Annotated in this window: 14 protein-coding genes; 12 read left to right on the top strand and 2 right to left on the bottom strand. The window is 71.9% G+C overall.

Features of this window, described 5'->3' with window-relative positions; all coding sequences use genetic code 11:
- Positions 1-30 precede the first annotated feature (30 nt).
- The 6 genes from ACH4C6_RS01015 (at position 31) to serA (ending at position 10,009) form a co-directional block, all read left to right on the top strand.
- Positions 31-981: a 2-hydroxyacid dehydrogenase gene (locus tag ACH4C6_RS01015; RefSeq protein WP_398106426.1), complete on the top strand. Its 951-nt coding sequence runs from the start codon at positions 31-33 to the stop codon at positions 979-981.
- Between the two features lie 421 nt (positions 982-1,402).
- Complete coding sequence (locus tag ACH4C6_RS01010) at positions 1,403-4,420, top strand: putative bifunctional diguanylate cyclase/phosphodiesterase (RefSeq protein ID WP_398106425.1); 3,018 nt, start codon at positions 1,403-1,405, stop codon at positions 4,418-4,420.
- A gap of 230 nt (positions 4,421-4,650) precedes the next feature.
- A complete protein-coding gene (locus tag ACH4C6_RS01005; RefSeq protein ID WP_398106424.1) occupies positions 4,651-6,498 on the top strand; it encodes an acetolactate synthase large subunit in 1,848 nt (615 codons plus the stop codon).
- 21 nt (positions 6,499-6,519) lie between these two features.
- Positions 6,520-7,044 carry an acetolactate synthase small subunit gene (gene ilvN / locus ACH4C6_RS01000; RefSeq protein WP_010048631.1) on the top strand — a complete coding sequence of 175 codons (525 nt, stop codon included), beginning with the start codon at positions 6,520-6,522 and terminating at the stop codon, positions 7,042-7,044.
- Between the two features lie 121 nt (positions 7,045-7,165).
- The gene (gene ilvC / locus ACH4C6_RS00995; RefSeq protein ID WP_398106423.1) at positions 7,166-8,164 is read left to right on the top strand and encodes a ketol-acid reductoisomerase; all 999 of its coding nucleotides are present in this window, start codon (positions 7,166-7,168) and stop codon (positions 8,162-8,164) included.
- Between the two features lie 255 nt (positions 8,165-8,419).
- Positions 8,420-10,009, top strand: coding sequence for a phosphoglycerate dehydrogenase (gene serA / locus ACH4C6_RS00990; protein WP_398106422.1), 1,590 nt, complete (start codon positions 8,420-8,422; stop codon positions 10,007-10,009).
- Positions 10,010-10,145: 136 nt separating this feature from the next.
- Here serA and ACH4C6_RS00985 read toward each other — a convergent pair whose 3' ends face one another.
- On the bottom strand, positions 10,146-11,414 hold the full coding sequence (locus tag ACH4C6_RS00985) for a PucR family transcriptional regulator (RefSeq protein ID WP_398106420.1): 1,269 nt from the start codon (positions 11,412-11,414) through the stop codon (positions 10,146-10,148).
- A gap of 174 nt (positions 11,415-11,588) precedes the next feature.
- Between ACH4C6_RS00985 and ACH4C6_RS00980 the strand changes: the two genes are divergently transcribed.
- The 4 genes from ACH4C6_RS00980 to ACH4C6_RS00965 all read left to right on the top strand — a co-directional run bounded on the left by ACH4C6_RS00980 (position 11,589) and on the right by ACH4C6_RS00965 (position 15,208).
- Positions 11,589-12,515 carry a proline dehydrogenase family protein gene (locus ACH4C6_RS00980; protein ID WP_398106418.1) on the top strand — a complete coding sequence of 309 codons (927 nt, stop codon included), beginning with the start codon at positions 11,589-11,591 and terminating at the stop codon, positions 12,513-12,515.
- Between the two features lie 54 nt (positions 12,516-12,569).
- On the top strand, positions 12,570-14,201 hold the full coding sequence (gene pruA, locus ACH4C6_RS00975) for an L-glutamate gamma-semialdehyde dehydrogenase (protein ID WP_398106416.1): 1,632 nt from the start codon (positions 12,570-12,572) through the stop codon (positions 14,199-14,201).
- A 76-nt stretch (positions 14,202-14,277) separates the two neighbouring features.
- On the top strand, positions 14,278-14,820 hold the full coding sequence (locus tag ACH4C6_RS00970) for a GNAT family N-acetyltransferase (RefSeq protein WP_398106415.1): 543 nt from the start codon (positions 14,278-14,280) through the stop codon (positions 14,818-14,820).
- Positions 14,821-15,076: 256 nt separating this feature from the next.
- Positions 15,077-15,208: a hypothetical protein gene (locus ACH4C6_RS00965; protein ID WP_389093301.1), complete on the top strand. Its 132-nt coding sequence runs from the start codon at positions 15,077-15,079 to the stop codon at positions 15,206-15,208.
- Between the two features lie 46 nt (positions 15,209-15,254).
- On the opposite strand, the gene ACH4C6_RS00960 is transcribed toward ACH4C6_RS00965, so the two are convergent.
- Positions 15,255-16,835 carry a purple acid phosphatase family protein gene (locus ACH4C6_RS00960; RefSeq protein WP_398106413.1) on the bottom strand — a complete coding sequence of 527 codons (1,581 nt, stop codon included), beginning with the start codon at positions 16,833-16,835 and terminating at the stop codon, positions 15,255-15,257.
- 163 nt (positions 16,836-16,998) lie between these two features.
- On the opposite strand from ACH4C6_RS00960, the gene ACH4C6_RS00955 reads away from it, so the two are divergent.
- Positions 16,999-18,051: a 3-isopropylmalate dehydrogenase gene (locus ACH4C6_RS00955; RefSeq protein ID WP_398106412.1), complete on the top strand. Its 1,053-nt coding sequence runs from the start codon at positions 16,999-17,001 to the stop codon at positions 18,049-18,051.
- A 243-nt stretch (positions 18,052-18,294) separates the two neighbouring features.
- Positions 18,295-19,383 carry a branched-chain amino acid aminotransferase gene (locus ACH4C6_RS00950; RefSeq protein ID WP_398106410.1) on the top strand — a complete coding sequence of 363 codons (1,089 nt, stop codon included), beginning with the start codon at positions 18,295-18,297 and terminating at the stop codon, positions 19,381-19,383.
- Positions 19,384-19,680 lie beyond the last annotated feature (297 nt).

Here is a 19,680-nt window from a genome sequence, read left to right as displayed (position 1 = left end):
GTGGCGCGGCCCTGACATAGCCTCCGGGGCATGACTGCTGACGTGTGGCTGCCCATCCCGCCGGACGAGATCGAGGGACTCCCCGAGGGTCCGGACTACCACTTCTGGGACGGGACGCAGGACTTCCCCGCGGACCCGGCCGACTGCGCCTTCTACGTCGTCCCCTATATGAAGCCCAGTGCGCTGTGCGTACGCCCGCTGCCCGGGATGCGCCGGGTGGAGGTGGTGCAGACGCTGTCCGCCGGGATCGACCACGTCGAGCCGGGCCTTCGGGGCCTGCGGCCCGGGGTGCGGCTGTGCAACGCGCGCGGGGTGCACGAGGCCAGCACGGCGGAACTCACCCTGGCGCTGATCCTGGCCTCGCTGCGCGGGCTGCCCGACTTCGTGCGCGCGCAGGAACGGGGCGAGTGGCTCGGCGGGTTCCGGCCCGCGCTCGCCGACCGGAACATCCTCATCGTCGGCTACGGATCGATCGGCGCCGCCATCGAGGACCGGCTCGTTCTGTTCGAAGTGGCGCGGGTGGCGCGCGTCGCGCGCTCCGCGCGCACGACGGCGCGCGGGCCGGTGCACCCGCTCACCGACCTGCCCGCGCTGCTGCCCGAGGCGGACGTCGTCATCCTCTCCACGCCGCTCACCGAAGCCACCCGCGGCCTGGCGGGAGCCGACTTCCTGGCCCGGATGAAGGACGGCGCCCTGCTGGTCAACGTCGCCCGCGGACCCGTCGTCGACACCAAGGCCCTGCTCGCCGAGGTCGACAGCGGCCGGATCACCGCGGCCCTCGACGTCACCGACCCCGAGCCCCTCCCGCGCGAACACCCCCTGTGGCGTGCGCCGGGGGTACTGATCAGCCCGCACGCGGGCGGACCCACCTCCGCGTTCCTCCCGCGCGCCCGGCGGCTCCTGGTGGACCAGTTGAGCCGTTACGTGAACCGGGAGCCGCTCCGGAACGTGATTCTCACGACGGGTGCACCAACCGACTGACCGACCTTCGGGTACCGTCCGCAACCTTCCAGGTGCGGTGGGTACTCATATATCTGTTGATCGTCACGGAGCGTAGAGAACCTATGTCCCTGCGTGACGAGACTGGTGTATCGTCCCGACAGGGGCTGCGCCGGGGACCGTTCGGCGCCGGGGACGAGCACTTCGGACTGTGAGGGGGGCGACAGGCGATGCACGGCCTATGGACGAGCGATCCGACGGGGCGGGGCGGCCGGCGGCGACCCGGGCGGACGGCCGCGGGCAGCCGCGGCCGGCGCGCCGATCACGGCGGCCACCGCACCCGTCACAGCGACCACCACACCCAGCACAGCCACCACCGCAGGGCCGGCGTCCGCCGACGGCAGGCCCAGCCGGTCCACCGGGGACCGCGGGACCCGGGCGCGGCGCGAACCGGGAGGGCCCGGTGAGCGCGCCCCCGACGACCCCCACGCTGGACGGAACGCTGCGGGCACAGCCTCCGTCCCGGACCGCGCAGCCGCCCCGTGTCCCGGCCCCCGGCCCTCGGCCGGGCCCGGCCCTCCAGCTCGTCCTCGCCCTCGCCTGCGCGGGCTACGCCGTCGGTGCCGCCGTCGGCTGGGGTTCGAGCCGACTGGCCCTGATCATGGGCGACTTCGGGCTCAGCGCGGCGGCTGCCGCCGCGGCGGTCTCGTGCTTCCTGTACGCCCGCAGCCGCCACACCCGCTTCCGGCCCGCCTGGCTGCTGTTCGGCCTCTCCTCGGCCATGGCGTCCCTGGGCAACCTGGTCTGGGGGTGGTACGAGGTGGTCCTGGGACTGCCCGTGCCCAGCCCCAGCTACGCCGACCTGTTCTTCCTCTGCTTCGCGCCGCCGGCCATCGTCGGGCTGCTCGTGCTCGCCAAACGGCCGGTGACCAAGGCCGGCTGGGTCTGCCTCGGGCTCGACGCCTGGCTGATCGGCGGCTCGTTGCTGACGCTGGCCTGGAGCCTCGCCCTCGCCCAGGCCGCGAAATCCGAAGGGCCGGGCGTGGCGCACACCGCGCTCTCGCTGGCGTACCCGCTGCTGGACATCGCCCTGGTCAGCATGGTGCTCGCGCTGCACTTCCGGCGCTCGGCGGTGAACCGCTCGGCGGTCAACACCGCCATCGGCGCCCTCGCGCTCACCGTGATGTGCGACGCCCTGTTCACCTCTCCGCTGCTGCACCACGGCTACCGCTCCGGCCAGTTGCTCGACGCGGGCTGGTTCGCCGGCTCGCTGCTCCTGGCCTACGCCCCCTGGGTCGCGCCCCGCACCGCGGAGGGCGACCGCCCGGGGCCCGACCGGCCCGGCGCCGAGACGCACTCGCGCGTGGTGCACGAGCACGTGCCGGGCCAGCGCGGCGGCGCACACCCCGCCCCGGCGGGACCGGGCCACGAGTCCGTCCGGTACACGGCGGCCCGGCCCATCGCCGGCTCGCTCGCCGCCCTCACGCCGTACCTCGCGGCAGCCGTGTGCACCCTGGGGATCCTCTACAACGTCCTCAACGGCCGCAGTGTCGACCGCGTGGTCCTGCTCACCGGCGGCACGGTCGTGCTCGCGCTCGTCGTGCGCCAGGGCATCATGCTGCTGGACAACATCACCCTCACCCAGGAACTGGCCCAGAAGGAGAACCACTTCCGCTCCCTGGTGCAGGGCTCCAGCGACGTCATCATGATCGCCGCCCCCAGCGGTGTCCTCAGATACGTCTCGCCCGCCGCCGCCGGGGTCTACGGCCGGCCCGCCGAGGACCTGGTGGGCACGGAACTGGCCGGTCTCATCCACCCGGAGGACCTCGGCTGCGTCGTGCACGAGGTGCGGCGCTTCCTCGCCGCCCACCCCGTCGAGGAACCCACCACGCGCATCGAGTGCCGCTTCCGCTCGGGCGAGGGTGGCTGGCTGAACGTCGAGTCGACCGTCAACCGCCATCAGGGCGGCCTGATCTTCAACTGCCGGGACGTGACCGAACGGGTCCGGCTCCAGGCCCAGTTGCAGCACAACGCCGAGCACGACCCGCTCACCGACCTGCCCAACCGCGCCCTGTTCACCAAGCGCGTCCAGCACGCCCTGTCCGGCCGCCGCGCCTCCGACCGGGGCCTGGCCCTGCGCAACACGGCCGTGCTCTTCATCGACCTCGACGGGTTCAAGGCCGTCAACGACACGATCGGGCACCAGGCCGGGGACGAACTCCTCGTCCAGGCCGCGCGCCGGCTCCAGGACTCCGTACGGCAGGGCGACACGGCGTCCCGGCTCGGCGGGGACGAGTTCGCCGCCCTGATCGTCGGGGACCACACCCGCGACCGGGACGCGAGGGAGCGGCACATCCTGGAGCTGGCCGACCGCCTCAGGACCACCCTGTCCCAGCCGTACCTCATCGACGGCAACGATGTCCGGGTCAACGCCTCCATCGGCGTCGCCTTCGCCGAGCCCGGCCTCGGTGCGGGCGAGCTGCTGCGCAACGCCGACCTGGCCATGTACCGGGCCAAGGCCGGAGGCAAGGGGCGCGTGGAGCTGTACCGGCCGCAGATGCAGCAGGACGTGGTGCGCAAGGCCGAACTGGCCACCCGGCTGCGGGCCGCCCTGCACGACGGCGAGTTCGCCCTGCTGCACCAGCCGGTGGTGTGCCTGGAGGACGGCCGGATCACGTCGGTGGCCGCACAGGCGCGCTGGCGCTCCTCCCAGGGGGTGCTCTTCACCCCGGCGGAGTTCCTGCGGGTGGCGGAGGACGGCGGCAGAACGGCCGAACTGGGCCGCTGGATGATCGAGGAGGCGGTCGCGCAGGCCGCCGAGCGGCACGGCACGGGACCGGCCGTACCGGTCGCGGTCCGGATGAGCGCCCGGCGGCTGCTGGACACGTCGATGCCGCTCGGCTCGATCGAGGCCCTGCTCACCCGGCACGGGCTGCCGTCCGGCGCGCTGATCATCGAGCTGTCCGACGCCGACCCGAGGGTCTCCCTGGACGAGCTGGAGCGGCGCCTGGCAGCACTGCGGCGGGTGGGCGTACGGATCGCGCTCGACGGCTTCGGCAGCGGCTACGCGGCGATCACGGCCCTCAGGAGGCTGCCCGTGGACGTGCTCAAGCTCGACCGCGACCTCGTCGACGGCGTGGTCGAGTCGGCTCGCCTGCACAAGATCACCAGTGGGCTGCTGCGGATCGCCGGCGACCTCGGGCTCCAGTCCGTGGCCGAGGGGGTCGATCTGCCCGAGCAGGTGGCCGCCCTGCGCGCGATGGGCTGCACGCACGGACAGGGCATGGCGTTCTCCGGGCCGCTCGACGAGTACCGGCTGCGCCGGGCACTGGCCGGCGGCCGCTACCCGGTGCCCAACGCGCCCGCGGAGCCGGCGTTCGCGGGCGGCACCCCGCGTCTGTACAGCTCCGGCGTGTCCGCCGTCATCGGCGGTGGGACGGCCCTCCGCTCACATAATGAGACTCCCGTCCCACCCACTTGACAGTGAGTGCGTGCCGGGGGGAGGGTCAGTGCCATGCGCACCCGAATTCTCGTACTTGGAAAGCGCGTCGGCTGACGCTGAGCCTCGACCGCTCAGCGACCCCACCCGGCGCGCTCCCCTCGCTTGCCTTACGGCACGAGGGGTTTTTTGTTGCACGAGCACCTGCCGTGCGGCAGGACAGCACCGCCCAAACCTCGCAAAAACCCTCAGCATCTGAGAAGAGATTGCCGATGACCGAGCAGGCCACCGGGGCCCACCACCCGCAGCCCCGGCCCCGATCCGGAGGACAGCACTCCGCCCCCGAGCACGTCACGGGCGCGCAGTCCCTCATCCGCTCTCTCGAGGAGGTCGGCGCCGACACGGTATTCGGCATCCCCGGCGGCTGCATCCTCCCGGCGTACGACCCGCTGATGGACTCCACCAAGGTGCGCCACGTCCTGGTCCGGCACGAGCAGGGCGCCGGCCACGCGGCCGAGGGCTATGCGCAGGCCACCGGCAAGGTCGGCGTCTGCATGGCGACCTCCGGCCCCGGCGCCACCAACCTGGTCACGCCGATCGCCGACGCGCACATGGACTCGGTGCCGCTCGTCGCGATCACCGGCCAGGTGGCGTCCAAGGCGATCGGCACGGACGCCTTCCAGGAGGCGGACATCGTCGGCATCACCATGCCGATCACCAAGCACAACTTCCTCGTCACCAAGGCCGAGGACATCCCGCGGGTCATCGCGCAGGCCTTCCACATCGCCTCCACCGGCCGCCCCGGCCCGGTCCTGGTCGACATCGCCAAGGACGCCCTCCAGGCGAGGACGACCTTCTCCTGGCCGCCGGCCATGGACCTGCCCGGCTACCGCCCGGTGACCAAGCCGCACGCCAAACAGATCCGCGAGGCCGCCAAGCTGATCACCTCCGCCCGCCGGCCCGTGCTGTACGTCGGCGGCGGTGTGCTCAAGGCCAAGGCGACCGCCGAGCTGAAGGTCCTCGCCGAGCTGACCGGCGCACCCGTCACGACCACGCTGATGGCGCTCGGGGCGTTCCCCGACCAGCACCCGCAGCACCTGGGCATGCCGGGCATGCACGGCTCGGTGGCCGCGGTGACGGCCCTGCAGAAGGCCGACCTGATCGTGGCCCTGGGCGCCCGCTTCGACGACCGCGTCACCGGCAAGCTGGACAGCTTCGCCCCGCTCGCCAAGATCGTCCACGCCGACATCGACCCGGCCGAGATCGGTAAGAACCGCGCCGCGGACGTGCCGATCGTCGGGGACGCCCGCGAGGTCATCGCCGACCTGATCCAGGCCGTGCAGAAGGAGCACAGCGAGGGTCACCAGGGCGACTACGGGATGTGGTGGAACGACCTGAACCGCTGGCGCGAGACCTACCCGCTCGGCTACGACCAGCCCGGCGACGGTTCGCTCTCCCCGCAGCAAGTCATCGAGCGCATCGGGCAGCTCGCCCCGGAGGGCACGATCTTCACCGCGGGCGTCGGCCAGCACCAGATGTGGGCCGCCCACTTCATCCAGTACGACAAGCCCGGCACCTGGCTCAACTCCGGCGGCGCCGGGACCATGGGCTACGCCGTCCCGGCCGCCATGGGCGCCAAGGCCGGGGCGCCGGACAAGGCCGTCTGGGCCATCGACGGCGACGGCTGCTTCCAGATGACCAACCAGGAACTGGCCACCTGCGCCCTGAACAACATCCCGATCAAGGTCGCCATCATCAACAACGGCGCCCTCGGGATGGTCCGCCAGTGGCAGACCCTCTTCTACAACCAGCGGTACTCCAACACCGTGCTGCACTCCGGCCCGGACGACGTCAACCCCGGGGCTCGCGGCACCCGCGTCCCCGACTTCGTCAAGCTGTCGGAGGCCATGGGCTGCTACGCCATCCGCTGCGAGGACCCGGCCGACCTGGACAAGGTCATCGAGGAGGCGAACTCCATCAACGACCGCCCGGTCGTCGTGGACTTCGTCGTCCACGAGGACGCGATGGTGTGGCCGATGGTCGCCGCCGGCACCTCCAACGACGAGATCATGGCCGCCCGGGACGTCCGCCCCGACTTCGGCGACAACGAAGACGACTGAGCGAGAGAGACGTAAAAGACCATGTCCAAGCACACGCTCTCCGTCCTGGTGGAGAACACCCCCGGCATCCTGGCCCGGATCGCCGCCCTGTTCTCCCGCCGCGGCTTCAACATCGACTCGCTCGCGGTGGGCGTCACCGAGCACCCCGACATCTCCCGCATCACCATCGTCGTCGGCGTGGAGGACCTGCCGCTGGAGCAGGTCACCAAGCAGCTCAACAAGCTCGTCAACGTGCTGAAGATCGTCGAGCTGGAGCCGTCGCAGGCCGTCCAGCGCGAACTCGTCCTGGTGAAGGTGCGCGCCGACAACGAGACGCGCTCCCAGATCGTCGAGATCGTCCAGTTGTTCCGCGCCAAGACCGTCGACGTCTCCCCGGAGGCCGTCACCATCGAGGCCACCGGCTCCGGCGAGAAGCTCTCCGCGATGCTCAAGATGCTGGAGCCGTACGGCATCAAGGAGCTCGTGCAGTCCGGCACGATCGCGATCGGCCGCGGTGCCCGTTCCATCACGGACCGGTCGCTGCGCGCTCTGGACCGATCGGCCTGAGCACCGAAGCGGGCGGTCGGCGCACCGCCGCCCGCCCGCATCCCGAGACCCTCACGCTTCCCTTCCGCCCCCCGTCATACGGTGGGACGCAACACCTGCACTCCCGAGGAGAGAACCCAAAGTGGCCGAGCTGTTCTACGACGCCGACGCCGACCTGTCCATCATCCAGGGCCGCAAGGTCGCGGTCATCGGATACGGCAGCCAGGGCCACGCCCACGCGCTGTCGCTCCGTGACTCGGGTGTCGACGTCCGCGTCGGTCTGCACGAGGGCTCCACGTCCAAGGCCAAGGCCGAGGAGCAGGGCCTGCGCGTGGTGAGCCCGTCGGAGGCCGCCGCCGAGGCCGACGTCATCATGATCCTGGTCCCGGACCCGATCCAGGCGCAGGTCTACGAGGAGCACATCGCCCCGAACCTGAACGACGGCGACGCCCTGTTCTTCGGCCACGGCCTGAACATCCGCTACGGCTTCATCAAGCCCCCGGCCGGCGTCGACGTCTGCATGGTCGCCCCGAAGGGCCCGGGCCACCTGGTCCGCCGCCAGTACGAGGAGGGCCGCGGCGTTCCGTGCATCGCCGCCGTCGAGCAGGACGCCACGGGCAACGGCTTCCAGCTGGCCCTGTCCTACGCCAAGGGCATCGGCGGCACCCGTGCCGGCGTCATCAAGACGACCTTCACCGAGGAGACCGAGACCGACCTGTTCGGTGAGCAGGCCGTCCTGTGCGGTGGCACCGCGGCCCTGGTCAAGGCGGGCTTCGAGACCCTGACGGAGGCCGGCTACCAGCCGGAGATCGCCTACTTCGAGTGCCTGCACGAGCTGAAGCTGATCGTGGACCTCATGTACGAGGGCGGCCTGGAGAAGATGCGCTGGTCGATCTCCGAGACCGCCGAGTGGGGCGACTACGTCACCGGCCCGCGCATCATCACCGACGCCACCAAGGCCGAGATGAAGCAGGTCCTCGCCGAGATCCAGGACGGCACCTTCGCCAAGAACTGGATGGACGAGTACCACGGCGGTCTGAAGAAGTACAACGAGTACAAGAAGCAGGACAGCGAGCATCTGCTGGAGACCACCGGCAAGGAGCTGCGCAAGCTCATGTCGTGGGTGAACGAGGAGGCGTGACCTCCGGGTCCTGTGGCGGTGGCCCCCGGCAGGGGGCGCCGCCACAGGGCTTCGCCCGGACCGCTCCACTTCGGCGTCTCTCGTCCGGGTGATCCTTCCGCAGGGGCGCGAGACGACGCCCCCGGCGCCACTAGACTGCAGCACTACATACGCGTCAGGCCCACAGCGTCGTGCGTCTTCCACGCGGCAAGCACCCCTCCACCGCCTGCGGCCGTCGGGACGGCCGTCCGCAGCACTGGACTTGTGAGGACTCACGTGAGCTCGAAACCCGTCGTACTCATCGCTGAAGAGCTGTCGCCCGCCACCGTCGACGCCCTGGGCCCGGACTTCGAGATCCGGCACTGCAACGGCGCGGACCGCACCGAGCTGCTCCCCGCCATCGCCGACGTCGACGCGATCCTGATCCGCTCGGCCACCAAGGTCGACGCCGAGGCGATCGCGGCCGCGAACAGGCTCAAGGTCGTCGCACGAGCCGGCGTCGGCCTGGACAACGTGGACGTCTCCGCCGCCACCAAGGCCGGCGTGATGGTCGTCAACGCCCCCACCTCGAACATCGTGACCGCCGCCGAGCTGGCCTGCGGTCTCCTCGTCGCCACCGCCCGCCACATCCCGCAGGCCAACGCCGCGCTGAAGAACGGCGAGTGGAAGCGCAGCAAGTACACGGGCGTCGAGCTCGCGGAGAAGACCCTCGGCGTCGTCGGTCTCGGCCGCATCGGCGCGCTGGTCGCCCAGCGCATGTCCGGGTTCGGCATGAAGGTCGTCGCCTACGACCCCTACATCCAGCCCGCCCGCGCCGCCCAGATGGGCGTGAAGGTGCTGTCGCTGGACGAGCTGCTGGAGGTCTCCGACTTCATCACCGTCCACCTCCCCAAGACCCCCGAGACCGTGGGCCTCATCGGCGACGAGGCGCTGCGCAAGGTCAAGCCGAGCGTGCGCATCGTCAACGCCGCGCGCGGCGGCATCGTCGACGAGGAGGCGCTGTACTCGGCGCTGAAGGAGGGCCGGGTCGCCGGCGCCGGTCTCGACGTGTACGCGAAGGAGCCCTGCACGGACTCCCCGCTGTTCGAGTTCGACCAGGTCGTCGCGACCCCGCACCTCGGTGCCTCCACCGACGAGGCGCAGGAGAAGGCCGGTATCGCCGTGGCCCGCTCGGTGCGCCTGGCGCTGGCCGGCGAGCTCGTGCCGGACGCGGTGAACGTGCAGGGCGGTGTCATCGCCGAGGACGTCAAGCCGGGCCTGCCGCTCGCCGAGCGCCTCGGCCGCATCTTCACCGCGCTCGCCGGTGAGGTCGCGGTCCGCCTGGACGTCGAGGTGTACGGCGAGATCACCCAGCACGACGTGAAGGTGCTGGAGCTGTCCGCCCTCAAGGGCGTCTTCGAGGACGTCGTCGACGAGACGGTGTCCTACGTCAACGCCCCGCTGTTCGCGCAGGAGCGCGGGGTCGAGGTGCGCCTGACGACCAGCTCCGAGGCGAGCGACCACCGCAACGTCGTCACGGTGCGCGGCACCCTCGCCGACGGCGAGGAGGTGTCGGTCTCCGGCACGCTGGCCGGTCCCAAGCACCTGCAGAAGATCGTCGCCGTCGGCGAGTACGACGTCGACCTCGCGCTCGCCGACCACATGCTGGTCCTGCGGTACGAGGACCGGCCGGGCGTCGTCGGCACGGTGGGCCGCATCCTCGGTGAGGCGGGCCTCAACATCGCGGGCATGCAGGTGTCGCGTGCGGTGGCCGGCGGCGAGGCGCTGGCGGTGCTGACCGTGGACGACACGGTGACGTCCGCGGTGCTGGCCGAGGTGGCGGCGGAGATCGGCGCGACGTCGGCCCGCTCCGTGAACCTGGTCTGACCCTTCCGGGTGAACCGGGGGCCGGGGCCCCCGGGACCCTTCCCCGGCAGCGGGATGCGCTCCTGGACGCCGGACGGGCCGAGTCGATCGGCCTGTCCGGCGTCTTCCCGTACCCGCGGGGAGCCGGCGCCCCGGCTCAGAGGCGGTGCGCCTTCAGGGCCATGTGCAACAGCAGGCGGTCCTCGCCGTCGTCGAGGTCGAGGCCGGTGAGCTTCTCGATCCGGGACAGGCGGTAGTACAAGGTCTGCCGGTGGACGCCCAGTTCTGCGGCGGCCCGGGCGGCCTGGCCGGCGCAGTCGAGGTAGACCTCGGCCGTCCGGGCGAGCTCCCGGTGGACGGGGGCGAGCAGGGTGCGGGCGACGGGGTCGTGGACGACCTCCGGGGGCAGGGAGGTCAGCAGCCGGTACGGCCCGATCGACGCCCACTCCGCGACCGGCCCCAGCCGGGGCTCGGCCAGTGCCGCCCGGGCCGCCGCCGACGCCTCCCACCAGGCGGTGCCCAGCTCGGCGAGACCGGCGCGGGGGGCGGCCACCCCGGCCGCGTGCCCGTCCGCGGCGGCCGGGCCCGCCGGGGCGGGGCCCTTCGCCGGCCGCGCCGGTCCCTGGACCGGCCCCCCGGAACCGCCTCCCGTGCGGGCCCGGTCGAGCAGCCGTGCCGCCGCGGTGGCCGCCGGGGTCAGCACCTCGGGGGAACGCAGCCGGATCAGTACGGCCAGGCACTGCGAGGCGGCGCCCCACGGCAGGGTGCACAGCGCCGTCGCCCCCGGGACGGCACGCACCGAGGGCGCGTCGTCCGGGTCCGCCGACGGCCAGGGGGCGACGCACACCACCGTGTGCAGGGCGTCGGCGCGGGCGCCGAGGGCGGTGCGCAGCTCGGCCACGGCCATGTCCCGGGGCCAGCCGTGCTCGGCGGTGAGGACCGCCCTCAGCTCGCGGCTGAGGTCGGCGCCGTGCTGGGCCTCGTCCGCGAGCAGGGCGCCGATGCGGGCCGTCACCTCCATGGCGGCGGACAGCTGCCGCGCGCCGGGGCCGGGGTCGTCGTCCAGCAGCCAGACGTAGCCGTGCACCACGCCCCGGTGGCGGACCGGGAGGCAGATCCGGCCCCGGTAGACGCCGGCCTCCGGGGTGGGCGGGATGCGGACCGGCCGGGTCGCACGGGTGATGCCGAAGCCCTCGAACCAGGCCCGGACCGCGGCCGTCGAGCGGCGGGTGAGGATCGAGCGGGTGCGCACCGGGTCCAGCGCCGAGGGGTCGAGGTCGCCCTCGCTGTCGTAGGCGCCGAAGGCGATCAGCTCGAAATCGCGGTTCTCCAGCGTCGCGGGCGCCCCCAGCAGCTCCGAGATCTCGTCGACCAGCTCCTGGTAGTCACCCCTGTGTTCCGGTGTCACCCGGGCATTGTCCCTCATCACGGCCGACCCTTCATACAACTGTCTGAGATCTGCGGCACGGATGCGTGACAGCTGTCGATGGCAGACGATCGGAGGGATCCTTAGGTTTCACGGTGGTTCTCCGTGCCGTACCCGACGCGTCGCCCGCGAGGGGTCCGGCCTTCACGTTGCTTGTGCTCCTGGAGGTGCCCCGTGCTGGGTCCCGTGATTCTCGCCGCGTCTCGCAGCGACCGGATGCGACGCCTGATCTCGGCGGCCCCGGTGACCAAGCAGGTCGTCGACCGCTTCATCCCGGGCGAGGACGTCGACGACATCGTCCCGGTGATCCGCGAGATGTCCGAGCGGGGCCTGGAGCTGACGATGGACGTCGTCGGCGAGGACATCACCACCCCGGAGCAGGCCGCCGCCGCCCGGGACGCCTACCTGGAGCTGATCGACCGCCTCAAGCCGCTGGAGCTCGGCACCCGCGCCGAGATGTCGGTCAAGCTGTCGATGTTCGGCCAGGCCCTGGACGGCGGCCACGAGCTGGCCCTGGAGAACGTCCGTCCCGTCGTCGAGGCCGCCGCCGAGATCGGCACCACGGTCACCCTGGACGCCGAGGACCACACCACCCTCGACTCGATGTTCGCCATCCACGAGGAGCTGCGGAAGGACTTCCCGCAGACGGGCTGCGTCATCCAGGCCTACCTGTTCCGCACCGAGGACGACGCCCGCCGCCTCGCCGCGAGCGGCAGCCGGGTCCGCCTGGTCAAGGGCGCGTACAAGGAGCCCGCCTCGGTCGCCTACCAGGACAGGCACGAGATCGACCGGGCATACGTGCGCATCCTGCGGACGTTGATGGAGGGGGAGGGGTACCCGATGATCGGGTCCCACGACCCGCGCCTGATCGCCATCGCCCAGGAGCTGGCCCACCAGGCCGGGCGCAAGCCCGGCGACTACGAGTTCCAGATGCTCTACGGCATCCGCGCCGAGGAGCACGTCCGGCTGGCCGCCGAGGGACACCGCATGCGCGTCTACACCGCGTACGGCACCGACTGGTACGGCTACTTCATGCGGCGCCTCGCGGAGAAGCCGGCCAACCTGCGCTTCTTCGCGCGTTCGATGCTCACCAAGGGCTGACAGCTCGACCCGGGCTGAGACCGCCACACCGCTCAGTAAGGAGTTACGGAAAACATGGACGCTGTGACCCAGGTCCCCACCCCCGTCAACGAGCCGGTGCACGGCTATGCCCCCGGCTCGCCCGAGCGGGCCCGGCTGGAGGCCAAGCTGAAGGAGCTGGCCGACAACCCGGTCGACCTGCCCTGCACCATCGGCGGCGAGAAGCGGATGGGCGGCGGCGAGGCCTTCCAGGTCGTCCAGCCGCACAACCACAAGGCCGTGCTCGGCACGTACCGCAACGCCACGCAGGCGGACGCCCAGGACGCCATCGACGCGGCCCTGGCCGCCGCGCCCGCCTGGCGCGCGATGTCCTTCGACGACCGCGCGGCGATCATCCTGCGCGCCGCCGAGCTGCTGTCCGGGCCCTGGCGCGAGACGCTCGCCGCCTCCACCATGCTCGGCCAGTCCAAGACCGCCCAGCAGGCCGAGATCGACACGCCCTGCGAGCTGGTCGACTTCTGGCGCTTCAACGTCTCCTACGCCCGTCAGCTGCTCGCCGAGCAGCCGCCGGCCAACGCCCCGGGCGTGTGGAACCGTCTGGACCACCGTCCGCTGGAGGGCTTCGTCTACGCGATCACGCCCTTCAACTTCACGGCCATCGCCGGCAACCTGCCGACCGCCCCGGCCCTGATGGGCAACGTCGTCGTCTGGAAGCCGTCCCCGACGCAGACCCACGCCGCCGTGCTGCTGATGCAGCTGCTGGAGGAGGCCGGTCTGCCCAAGGGCGTCATCAACCTCGTCACCGGCGACGGCATCGAGGTCTCCAAGGTCGCCCTGGAGCACCGCGACCTCGCCGGCATCCACTTCACCGGCTCGACCCCCACCTTCCAGTACCTGTGGAAGACGGTCGGCAACAACATCGAGAAGTACCGCACCTACCCGCGCCTCGTCGGCGAGACCGGCGGCAAGGACTTCCTCGTCGCGCACCCCTCGGCCGACCGGGCCGTCCTGAAGACGGCGTTCACCCGCGGCGCCTTCGAGTTCCAGGGCCAGAAGTGCAGCGCCACCTCCCGGGCGTACATCCCCGCCTCGATCTGGAACTCCGGCTTCAAGGAGGAGCTGGCCGCCGAGGTCGACGGCATCAAGATGGGTGACGTCACCGACCTGTCGAACTTCATCGGCGCCGTCATCGACGAGCGTGCCTTCGCCAAGAACAAGGCCGCCATCGACCGCGCCAAGCAGGACCCGACCTGCACGATCGTCGCGGGCGGCACCTACGACGACTCGGTCGGCTACTTCGTCCGCCCGACCGTCATCGAGTGCACCGACCCGGAGAACGAGGTCTTCCGCACCGAGTACTTCGGCCCGATCATCGCCGTGCACGTCTACGAGGACGAGAAGTACGACGAGATGCTGACCCAGATGGAGTCCGTCTCCGACTACGCCCTGACCGGCTCGGTCATCGCCAACGACCGCGCGGCGGCGGCCTACACGGCCGACAAGCTCCGCTACGCGGCCGGCAACTTCTACATCAACGACAAGTCCACCGGCGCCGTCGTCGGCCAGCAGCCCTTCGGCGGCGGCCGTGCCTCCGGCACCAACGACAAGGCCGGCGCCCCGCAGAACCTGATGCGGTGGACCCTGACCCGCGCCATCAAGGAGACGCTGGTCCCGCCGACCGACTACACCTACCCGCACATGGGCTGACACCCCGCCGCACCGACGGGCCGGGTCGTGGGAAACGACCTGGCCCGTCGGCATGTCCGCAGGGAAGACTGGCCCGATGACCCCGAGCGTGCGCACCGCCCACACCGCCGACCTCGCCCCGGCCGACCTCGACGCCGTACGGGCCCTCCTCGACGCCGCGTTCGACGGCGACTTCGGCGAGGACGACTGGGACCACGGGCTCGGCGGCATCCACGTCCTCGTGCACGACGCCGCGGGCCTCGCCGCGCACGGGGCGATCGTGATGCGCCGCGTGCGCCACCGCGGCCGGTGGCTGCGCACCGGGTACGTCGAGAACGTCGCCGTCCGCGCCGACGCCCGCCGCCGGGGTCTGGGCGGACGGGTCATGGCCGGACTGGAACGCGTCGCGGAGCGCGCCTACGACCTCGCGGCCCTCTCCGCCAGCGACGACGGCGCCGCGCTGTACACCGCCCGCGGCTGGCGGGTGTGGCGCGGCGAGGTGCACGCCCTCAGCCCGCTGCACGGTGACGTCCGGCTGCCCGAGGAGGAGGGGAGCACCTATGTGCGCGCCGCCCGCGCCGCCCTTCTGGACCCCACGCACCCCCTGCTGTTCGACTGGCGGGACGGGGACGTCCTGTAGGCGTCACCCCAGGTCGGAGGGGTGTGACCCGACGCGCCGTCTCAGATAGTAGGAAGCCCGAGTAATTGTGGAGACAGACGCTCCGCCCTCCCTTAGCTTTGTAGGAGCCGAACGTCTCGCTCGACCAAGCGAATGGCGGTCGTGAGCCGGGCCCCCGTGCAGGCAATCCCTGCGGCCGTGCTCCCCGCCCCCTTCCGGCGTCTCGAATCCCCTTTCCTGCGCACTCCGTGGTGCTTTTCGAAGGAGTCGATGTCCCATGGCCGAGACGACCGTCCGCCGCCGAGTCCGCCACCTCTCCCGTACGAGCGAGTCCGACCGCAAGAACGCCGCCGCCGCGCTCCAGCGCGCCCTCGACCGCAGGGACAACGGCGGATCCACCGGCCACTGAGCCGCAGCCCGACCGGGAGCCGCCCGACGGGGCGCGGTGCGGGGCCTCAGGTCCCGCGCCGCACCTCGAAGTGGTCGATGCGCTCGCCGCCGGAGGCCAGCGCCTCCACCTTCAGCCGGGGACGGGCACCGCTGATCGCCTCCACCGAGAGGAACGAGAAGCCGCGGTAGCGCACCCGCGACCACCGCACCGACTCCGCCTCGGTGTCCCGGGACTTGGTCCAGCGGAACGTGGCGACCGGCTCGTCCTTCGCCGGCCGGCCCTCGTGGCTCTCCTGCACACCGCCGGGGAAGCCGTACAGCTCCTTGCCGCCGCCGCCCGCGGTGACGTACACGATCCCGTCCCGGCGCGGGTCCGTCGTGCCGCCGACCGGCACCGGCCGGCCCACCTCACCGTTCTTCACGGCGTCGGTCCGCTCGTAGACGTGGTTGTGCCCGTTGATCACCAGGTCCACCTCGTGCCGGGCGAACAGCGGCAGCCACGCCGCGCGCACCCCGCCGTCGGAGGCGTGCGTCGACGTCGAGTACGCGCAGTGGTGGAAGAAGACCACGACGAAGTCGACCGCCGCGTCGGCGCGCAGTCCGCCGAGCGTGCGGTCCAGCCAGCGCGTCTGCCGGCCCTCGCTGTAGCCGAAGTTGGCGGGGATCTCGTAGGAGACGTCGTTGGCGTCCAGGGCCACCACGCCCACGTTGCCGTAGGTGAAGGCGTACACGCCCGGTGCCGTGCGCGGGTCGAAGCCGCTGTCCGGCAGGGAGAAGCGGGCGAGCTGGCCGCCGTAGCCGTCGGGGGAGTACCAGGCCTCCATGTCGTGGTTGCCGGTCGTCACCATCCACGGCACCGACCGGGCGACCGGCTCGGTCTGCCGCAGGAACCGGTCCCACTGGCTCGCGTCGAAGACGTCCGAGTCCTTGCCCTTGCCGGTCGGGTCGGCGTAGCAGATGTCTCCCGCGTGCAGGTGGAACGCCGGGTCCCGGCGCAGCAGCGCCGCGTCGATCCGGGCGGCCTCCGGGCCCACGCCCTGGTCGCCGAAGGCGGTGAAGACGAACCGCTCGGGCCCGCGCGCCGGGGCCGTGCGGAAGGAGGCGACGGTGGGGCGGTGGCCCGGCGACGCCGGGTCGAACCCGTCGTGGCCCACGCCGTAGTAGTACGTGGTGCCCGGCAGCAGGCCGTCCAGGGCCGCGTGCAGGTAGTACTGCTCCACCGGTGCCCGGACGCCCTTCAGCCCCGGGGTGTGCAGGTCGCGCAGCTCCGCCTCGACCTTGCGGCCGAGGTCGTCCGGGCGCAGCCCGACGCGGACGTACGGCTTGCGCACCGCGAACGGCACCTGCCAGGAGATCCGCATCTGCGTCCGCGGGTCGGCGCCGAAGGCGAGATGCCGGCCGAACGGGGTGACGTGGGCGCCGGGTGCCGTCGACGTCACGGCCGACGGGGCCCGGGTCGCGGACGCGCCGCCCTGCCCGGCGCCGGTGCGCCCGCCCGAGCAGCCGGTCAGCAGCCCGCTCGCGACCGCGCCCGCGGTGGCCAGCGTGCGCCGCCGCGACAACCGGGCGCGCAGGTACGCGTGCTGCTCCGCCATGCTCATCCGGCCGGCGAGTTCGGGCGGGATGCCGAAGTGGGGGATCTCCATGTCCGACGAATGTCCCGGTACGAGCCGACGGCCGCCCCACATACGGGTGAACGGAGCCTGACGGACCAGTGCCGTCCCCCGGTCGGACGCGGCGCCGGTCTGCCGGGTGTCCGCATCCCGGACACCGCATGTCATCCCATGGGACGAGGAGTAGGGTGCTCGCATGTCGGCAAGCTCTCGCATCATCGATCTCGCAGTGATCCCCGGTGACGGCATCGGCCAGGAAGTGGTGGCCGAAGGCCTGAAGGTCCTCTCCGCCGTCCTTCCGCAGGATGTGAAGCTGGAGACCAAGGAGTACGACTTCGGCGCCCGGCGCTACCACGCCACCGGTGAGACCCTCACCGACGCCGACCTCGACGCCCTGAAGCAGCACGACGCCATCCTGCTCGGCGCGATCGGCGACCCGTCCGTGCCGTCCGGCGTCCTGGAGCGCGGCTTCCTGCTGAAGCTGCGCTTCGCCTTCGACCACCACGTGAACCTGCGCCCGTCGAAGCTGCTGCCGGGTGTGGACACGCCCCTCAAGGGTGAGCCGGCCATCGACTTCGTCGTGGTCCGCGAGGGCACCGAGGGCCCGTACACCGGCAACGGCGGCACCATCCGCAAGGGCACCGAGCACGAGGTCGCCACCGAGGTGTCGGTCAACACGGCCTTCGGTGTGGAGCGCGTGGTCCGCGACGCCTTCGCCCGTGCCCAGGCCCGCCCCCGCAAGAAGCTGGCGCTGATCCACAAGAACAACGTGCTGACCTTCGCGGGTCACCTGTGGACCGACGTCTTCAACAAGGTGGCCGAGGAGTTCCCCGAGGTCACCACGGAGTACATGCACGTGGACGCGGCGACGATCTACCTCGTCACGCAGCCCGAGCGCTTCGACGTGATCGTCACCGACAACCTCTTCGGCGACATCGTCACGGACCTCGCCGCGGCCGTCTCCGGCGGCATCGGCGTCGCCGCGAGCGGCAACATCAACCCCTCCGGCGCGTTCCCCTCGATGTTCGAGCCCGTGCACGGCTCCGCCCCGGACATCGCCGGGCAGGGCAAGGCCGACCCGACCGCGACCGTGCTGTCCGTCGCCCTGCTGCTGCGCCACCTCGGCCACGAGGCCGAGGCCGACCGCATCGACGAGGCGGTGGCCGCCGACCTCGCCGAGCGCACCGGCAGGCCCGCCCGCTCCACCTCGGAGATCGGCGACGCGCTCGCCGTACGAGTAGCCGGCTGACCCGCCGCTGCTTTTCCGCAAGCCGCCGGGTCGCATCCGCACCCGGCGGCTTCCGCATGCCCCCGCCGGGTGTCACCATCGACCACCGGGTCGGAATCACCCCGTTCCTTCCGCCTCCGCCCACGGGCGATAATCGAACGTGAGGCCGCGGAATGAGGGAATGCTCGGACGTCCTAGCACTGGTCCTCACCAGAGCGGTACCGAGCGCGGCCCGTCACTACAACCGGTGAAGGACATCAACCCATGACGACGCCCACGATCGAGCTCAAGCCCTCCGCCAACCCGCTCTCCGCAAGCGAGCGCGAGGCGATCCTGGCCAACCCCGGGTTCGGCCGGCACTTCACCGACCACATGGTGACGATCAAGTGGACGGAAGGCCGCGGCTGGCACGACGGCCAGCTCGTGCCGTACGCCCCCATCTCCCTCGACCCGGCCACCACGGTCCTGCACTACGCGCAGGAGATCTTCGAGGGCCTCAAGGCCTACCGTCGCCCCGACGGTTCGGTCGCCACCTTCCGGCCGGAGAAGAACGCCGAGCGCTTCCAGCGGTCCGCGCGCCGGCTGGCGATGCCCGAGCTGCCGGTGGAGACGTTCATCGAGGCGTGCGACGCGCTGGTCGCGCAGGACCGCGCGTGGGTCCCGGCGCACGGTGGCGAGGAGTCGCTCTACCTGCGTCCGTTCATGATCGCGACCGAGGTCGGGCTGGGCGTGAAGCCGGCCAACGAGTACCTGTTCCTGGTGATCGCCTCCCCGGCCGGCGCCTACTTCCCGGGCGGCGTGAAGCCGGTGTCCATCTGGGTCTCCGAGGACCGCGTGCGTGCCGTCCCGGGCGGCATGGGCGACGCCAAGACCGGCGGCAACTACGCCGCGTCCCTGCTCGCGCAGGCCGAGGCGGCGGCCAAGGGCTGCGACCAGGTCTGCTACCTCGACGCGGTGGAGCACACCTGGGTCGAGGAGCTCGGCGGCATGAACCTGTACTTCGTGTACGGCAACAAGATCGTCACGCCGTCCCTGACCGGGTCGATCCTGGAGGGCGTCACCCGCGACTCCCTGCTCACCGTCGCCCGCGACCTCGGCTACGAGGCCGAGGAGGGCCGTGTCTCGGCCGACCAGTGGCAGCGGGACTCGGAGAACGGCACGCTCACCGAGGTGTTCGCCTGCGGTACGGCCGCAGTCATCACGCCGGTCGGCACGGTCAAGCGGGCCGGGGCGGAGTGGCAGCAGAGCGGGGGTGAGCCGGGCGAGGTCACGGTGCGGCTGCGCCAGGCGCTGCTCGACATCCAGCGGGGCACGGCCGAGGACAAGCACGGCTGGATGCACCGGCTGGCCTGAGTGTCCTGGCCCGGTCCTTCGCCCGGCCCCTCGCCCGAAGCTGTCGGGCGAGGGGCCGGGCTCGTCTTGCCGGGGGGCCGGTCGTGGGGTGTGCGTGGGGGAGACCGGCGGAGGGGAAGCAGGCGGCCGGGCTCGCGTCCGGCCCTGCCAGCGAGGGCGGGTCGGTCGCGGTCCGGCCCGTCTCCCGGGTGCCGGTCGGGTGGGCGCCCGGGCCTTTGCCCCCCCGGCCGCCCGAAGCCGGCGGGCCGAGGGGCCGGGCTCGCCTCGCCGGCGGCCGGTCGCGGGGTGCGGGTGGGT

This window comes from Streptomyces sp. NPDC017943 (assembly GCF_044328425.1).
Lineage (GTDB): Bacteria > Actinomycetota > Actinomycetes > Streptomycetales > Streptomycetaceae > Streptomyces > Streptomyces djakartensis_A.
This window is presented reverse-complemented; position numbering and strand designations above follow the sequence as displayed.

What these genes read in the sequence shown, in the direction of transcription:
- ACH4C6_RS00985 (WP_398106420.1), bottom strand. Translation starts at nt 11,414, where the DNA reads ATGAGGGACAATGCCCGGGTGACACCGGAACACAGGGGTGACTACCAG.
- ACH4C6_RS00970 (WP_398106415.1), top strand. Translation starts at nt 14,278, where the DNA reads ATGACCCCGAGCGTGCGCACCGCCCACACCGCCGACCTCGCCCCGGCC.
- ACH4C6_RS01005 (WP_398106424.1), top strand. Translation starts at nt 4,651, where the DNA reads ATGACCGAGCAGGCCACCGGGGCCCACCACCCGCAGCCCCGGCCCCGA.
- ilvN (WP_010048631.1), top strand. Translation starts at nt 6,520, where the DNA reads ATGTCCAAGCACACGCTCTCCGTCCTGGTGGAGAACACCCCCGGCATC.
- ACH4C6_RS00955 (WP_398106412.1), top strand. Translation starts at nt 16,999, where the DNA reads ATGTCGGCAAGCTCTCGCATCATCGATCTCGCAGTGATCCCCGGTGAC.
- ACH4C6_RS00960 (WP_398106413.1), bottom strand. Translation starts at nt 16,835, where the DNA reads ATGGAGATCCCCCACTTCGGCATCCCGCCCGAACTCGCCGGCCGGATG.
- ACH4C6_RS01015 (WP_398106426.1), top strand. Translation starts at nt 31, where the DNA reads ATGACTGCTGACGTGTGGCTGCCCATCCCGCCGGACGAGATCGAGGGA.
- ACH4C6_RS00965 (WP_389093301.1), top strand. Translation starts at nt 15,077, where the DNA reads ATGGCCGAGACGACCGTCCGCCGCCGAGTCCGCCACCTCTCCCGTACG.
- pruA (WP_398106416.1), top strand. Translation starts at nt 12,570, where the DNA reads ATGGACGCTGTGACCCAGGTCCCCACCCCCGTCAACGAGCCGGTGCAC.
- ACH4C6_RS00950 (WP_398106410.1), top strand. Translation starts at nt 18,295, where the DNA reads ATGACGACGCCCACGATCGAGCTCAAGCCCTCCGCCAACCCGCTCTCC.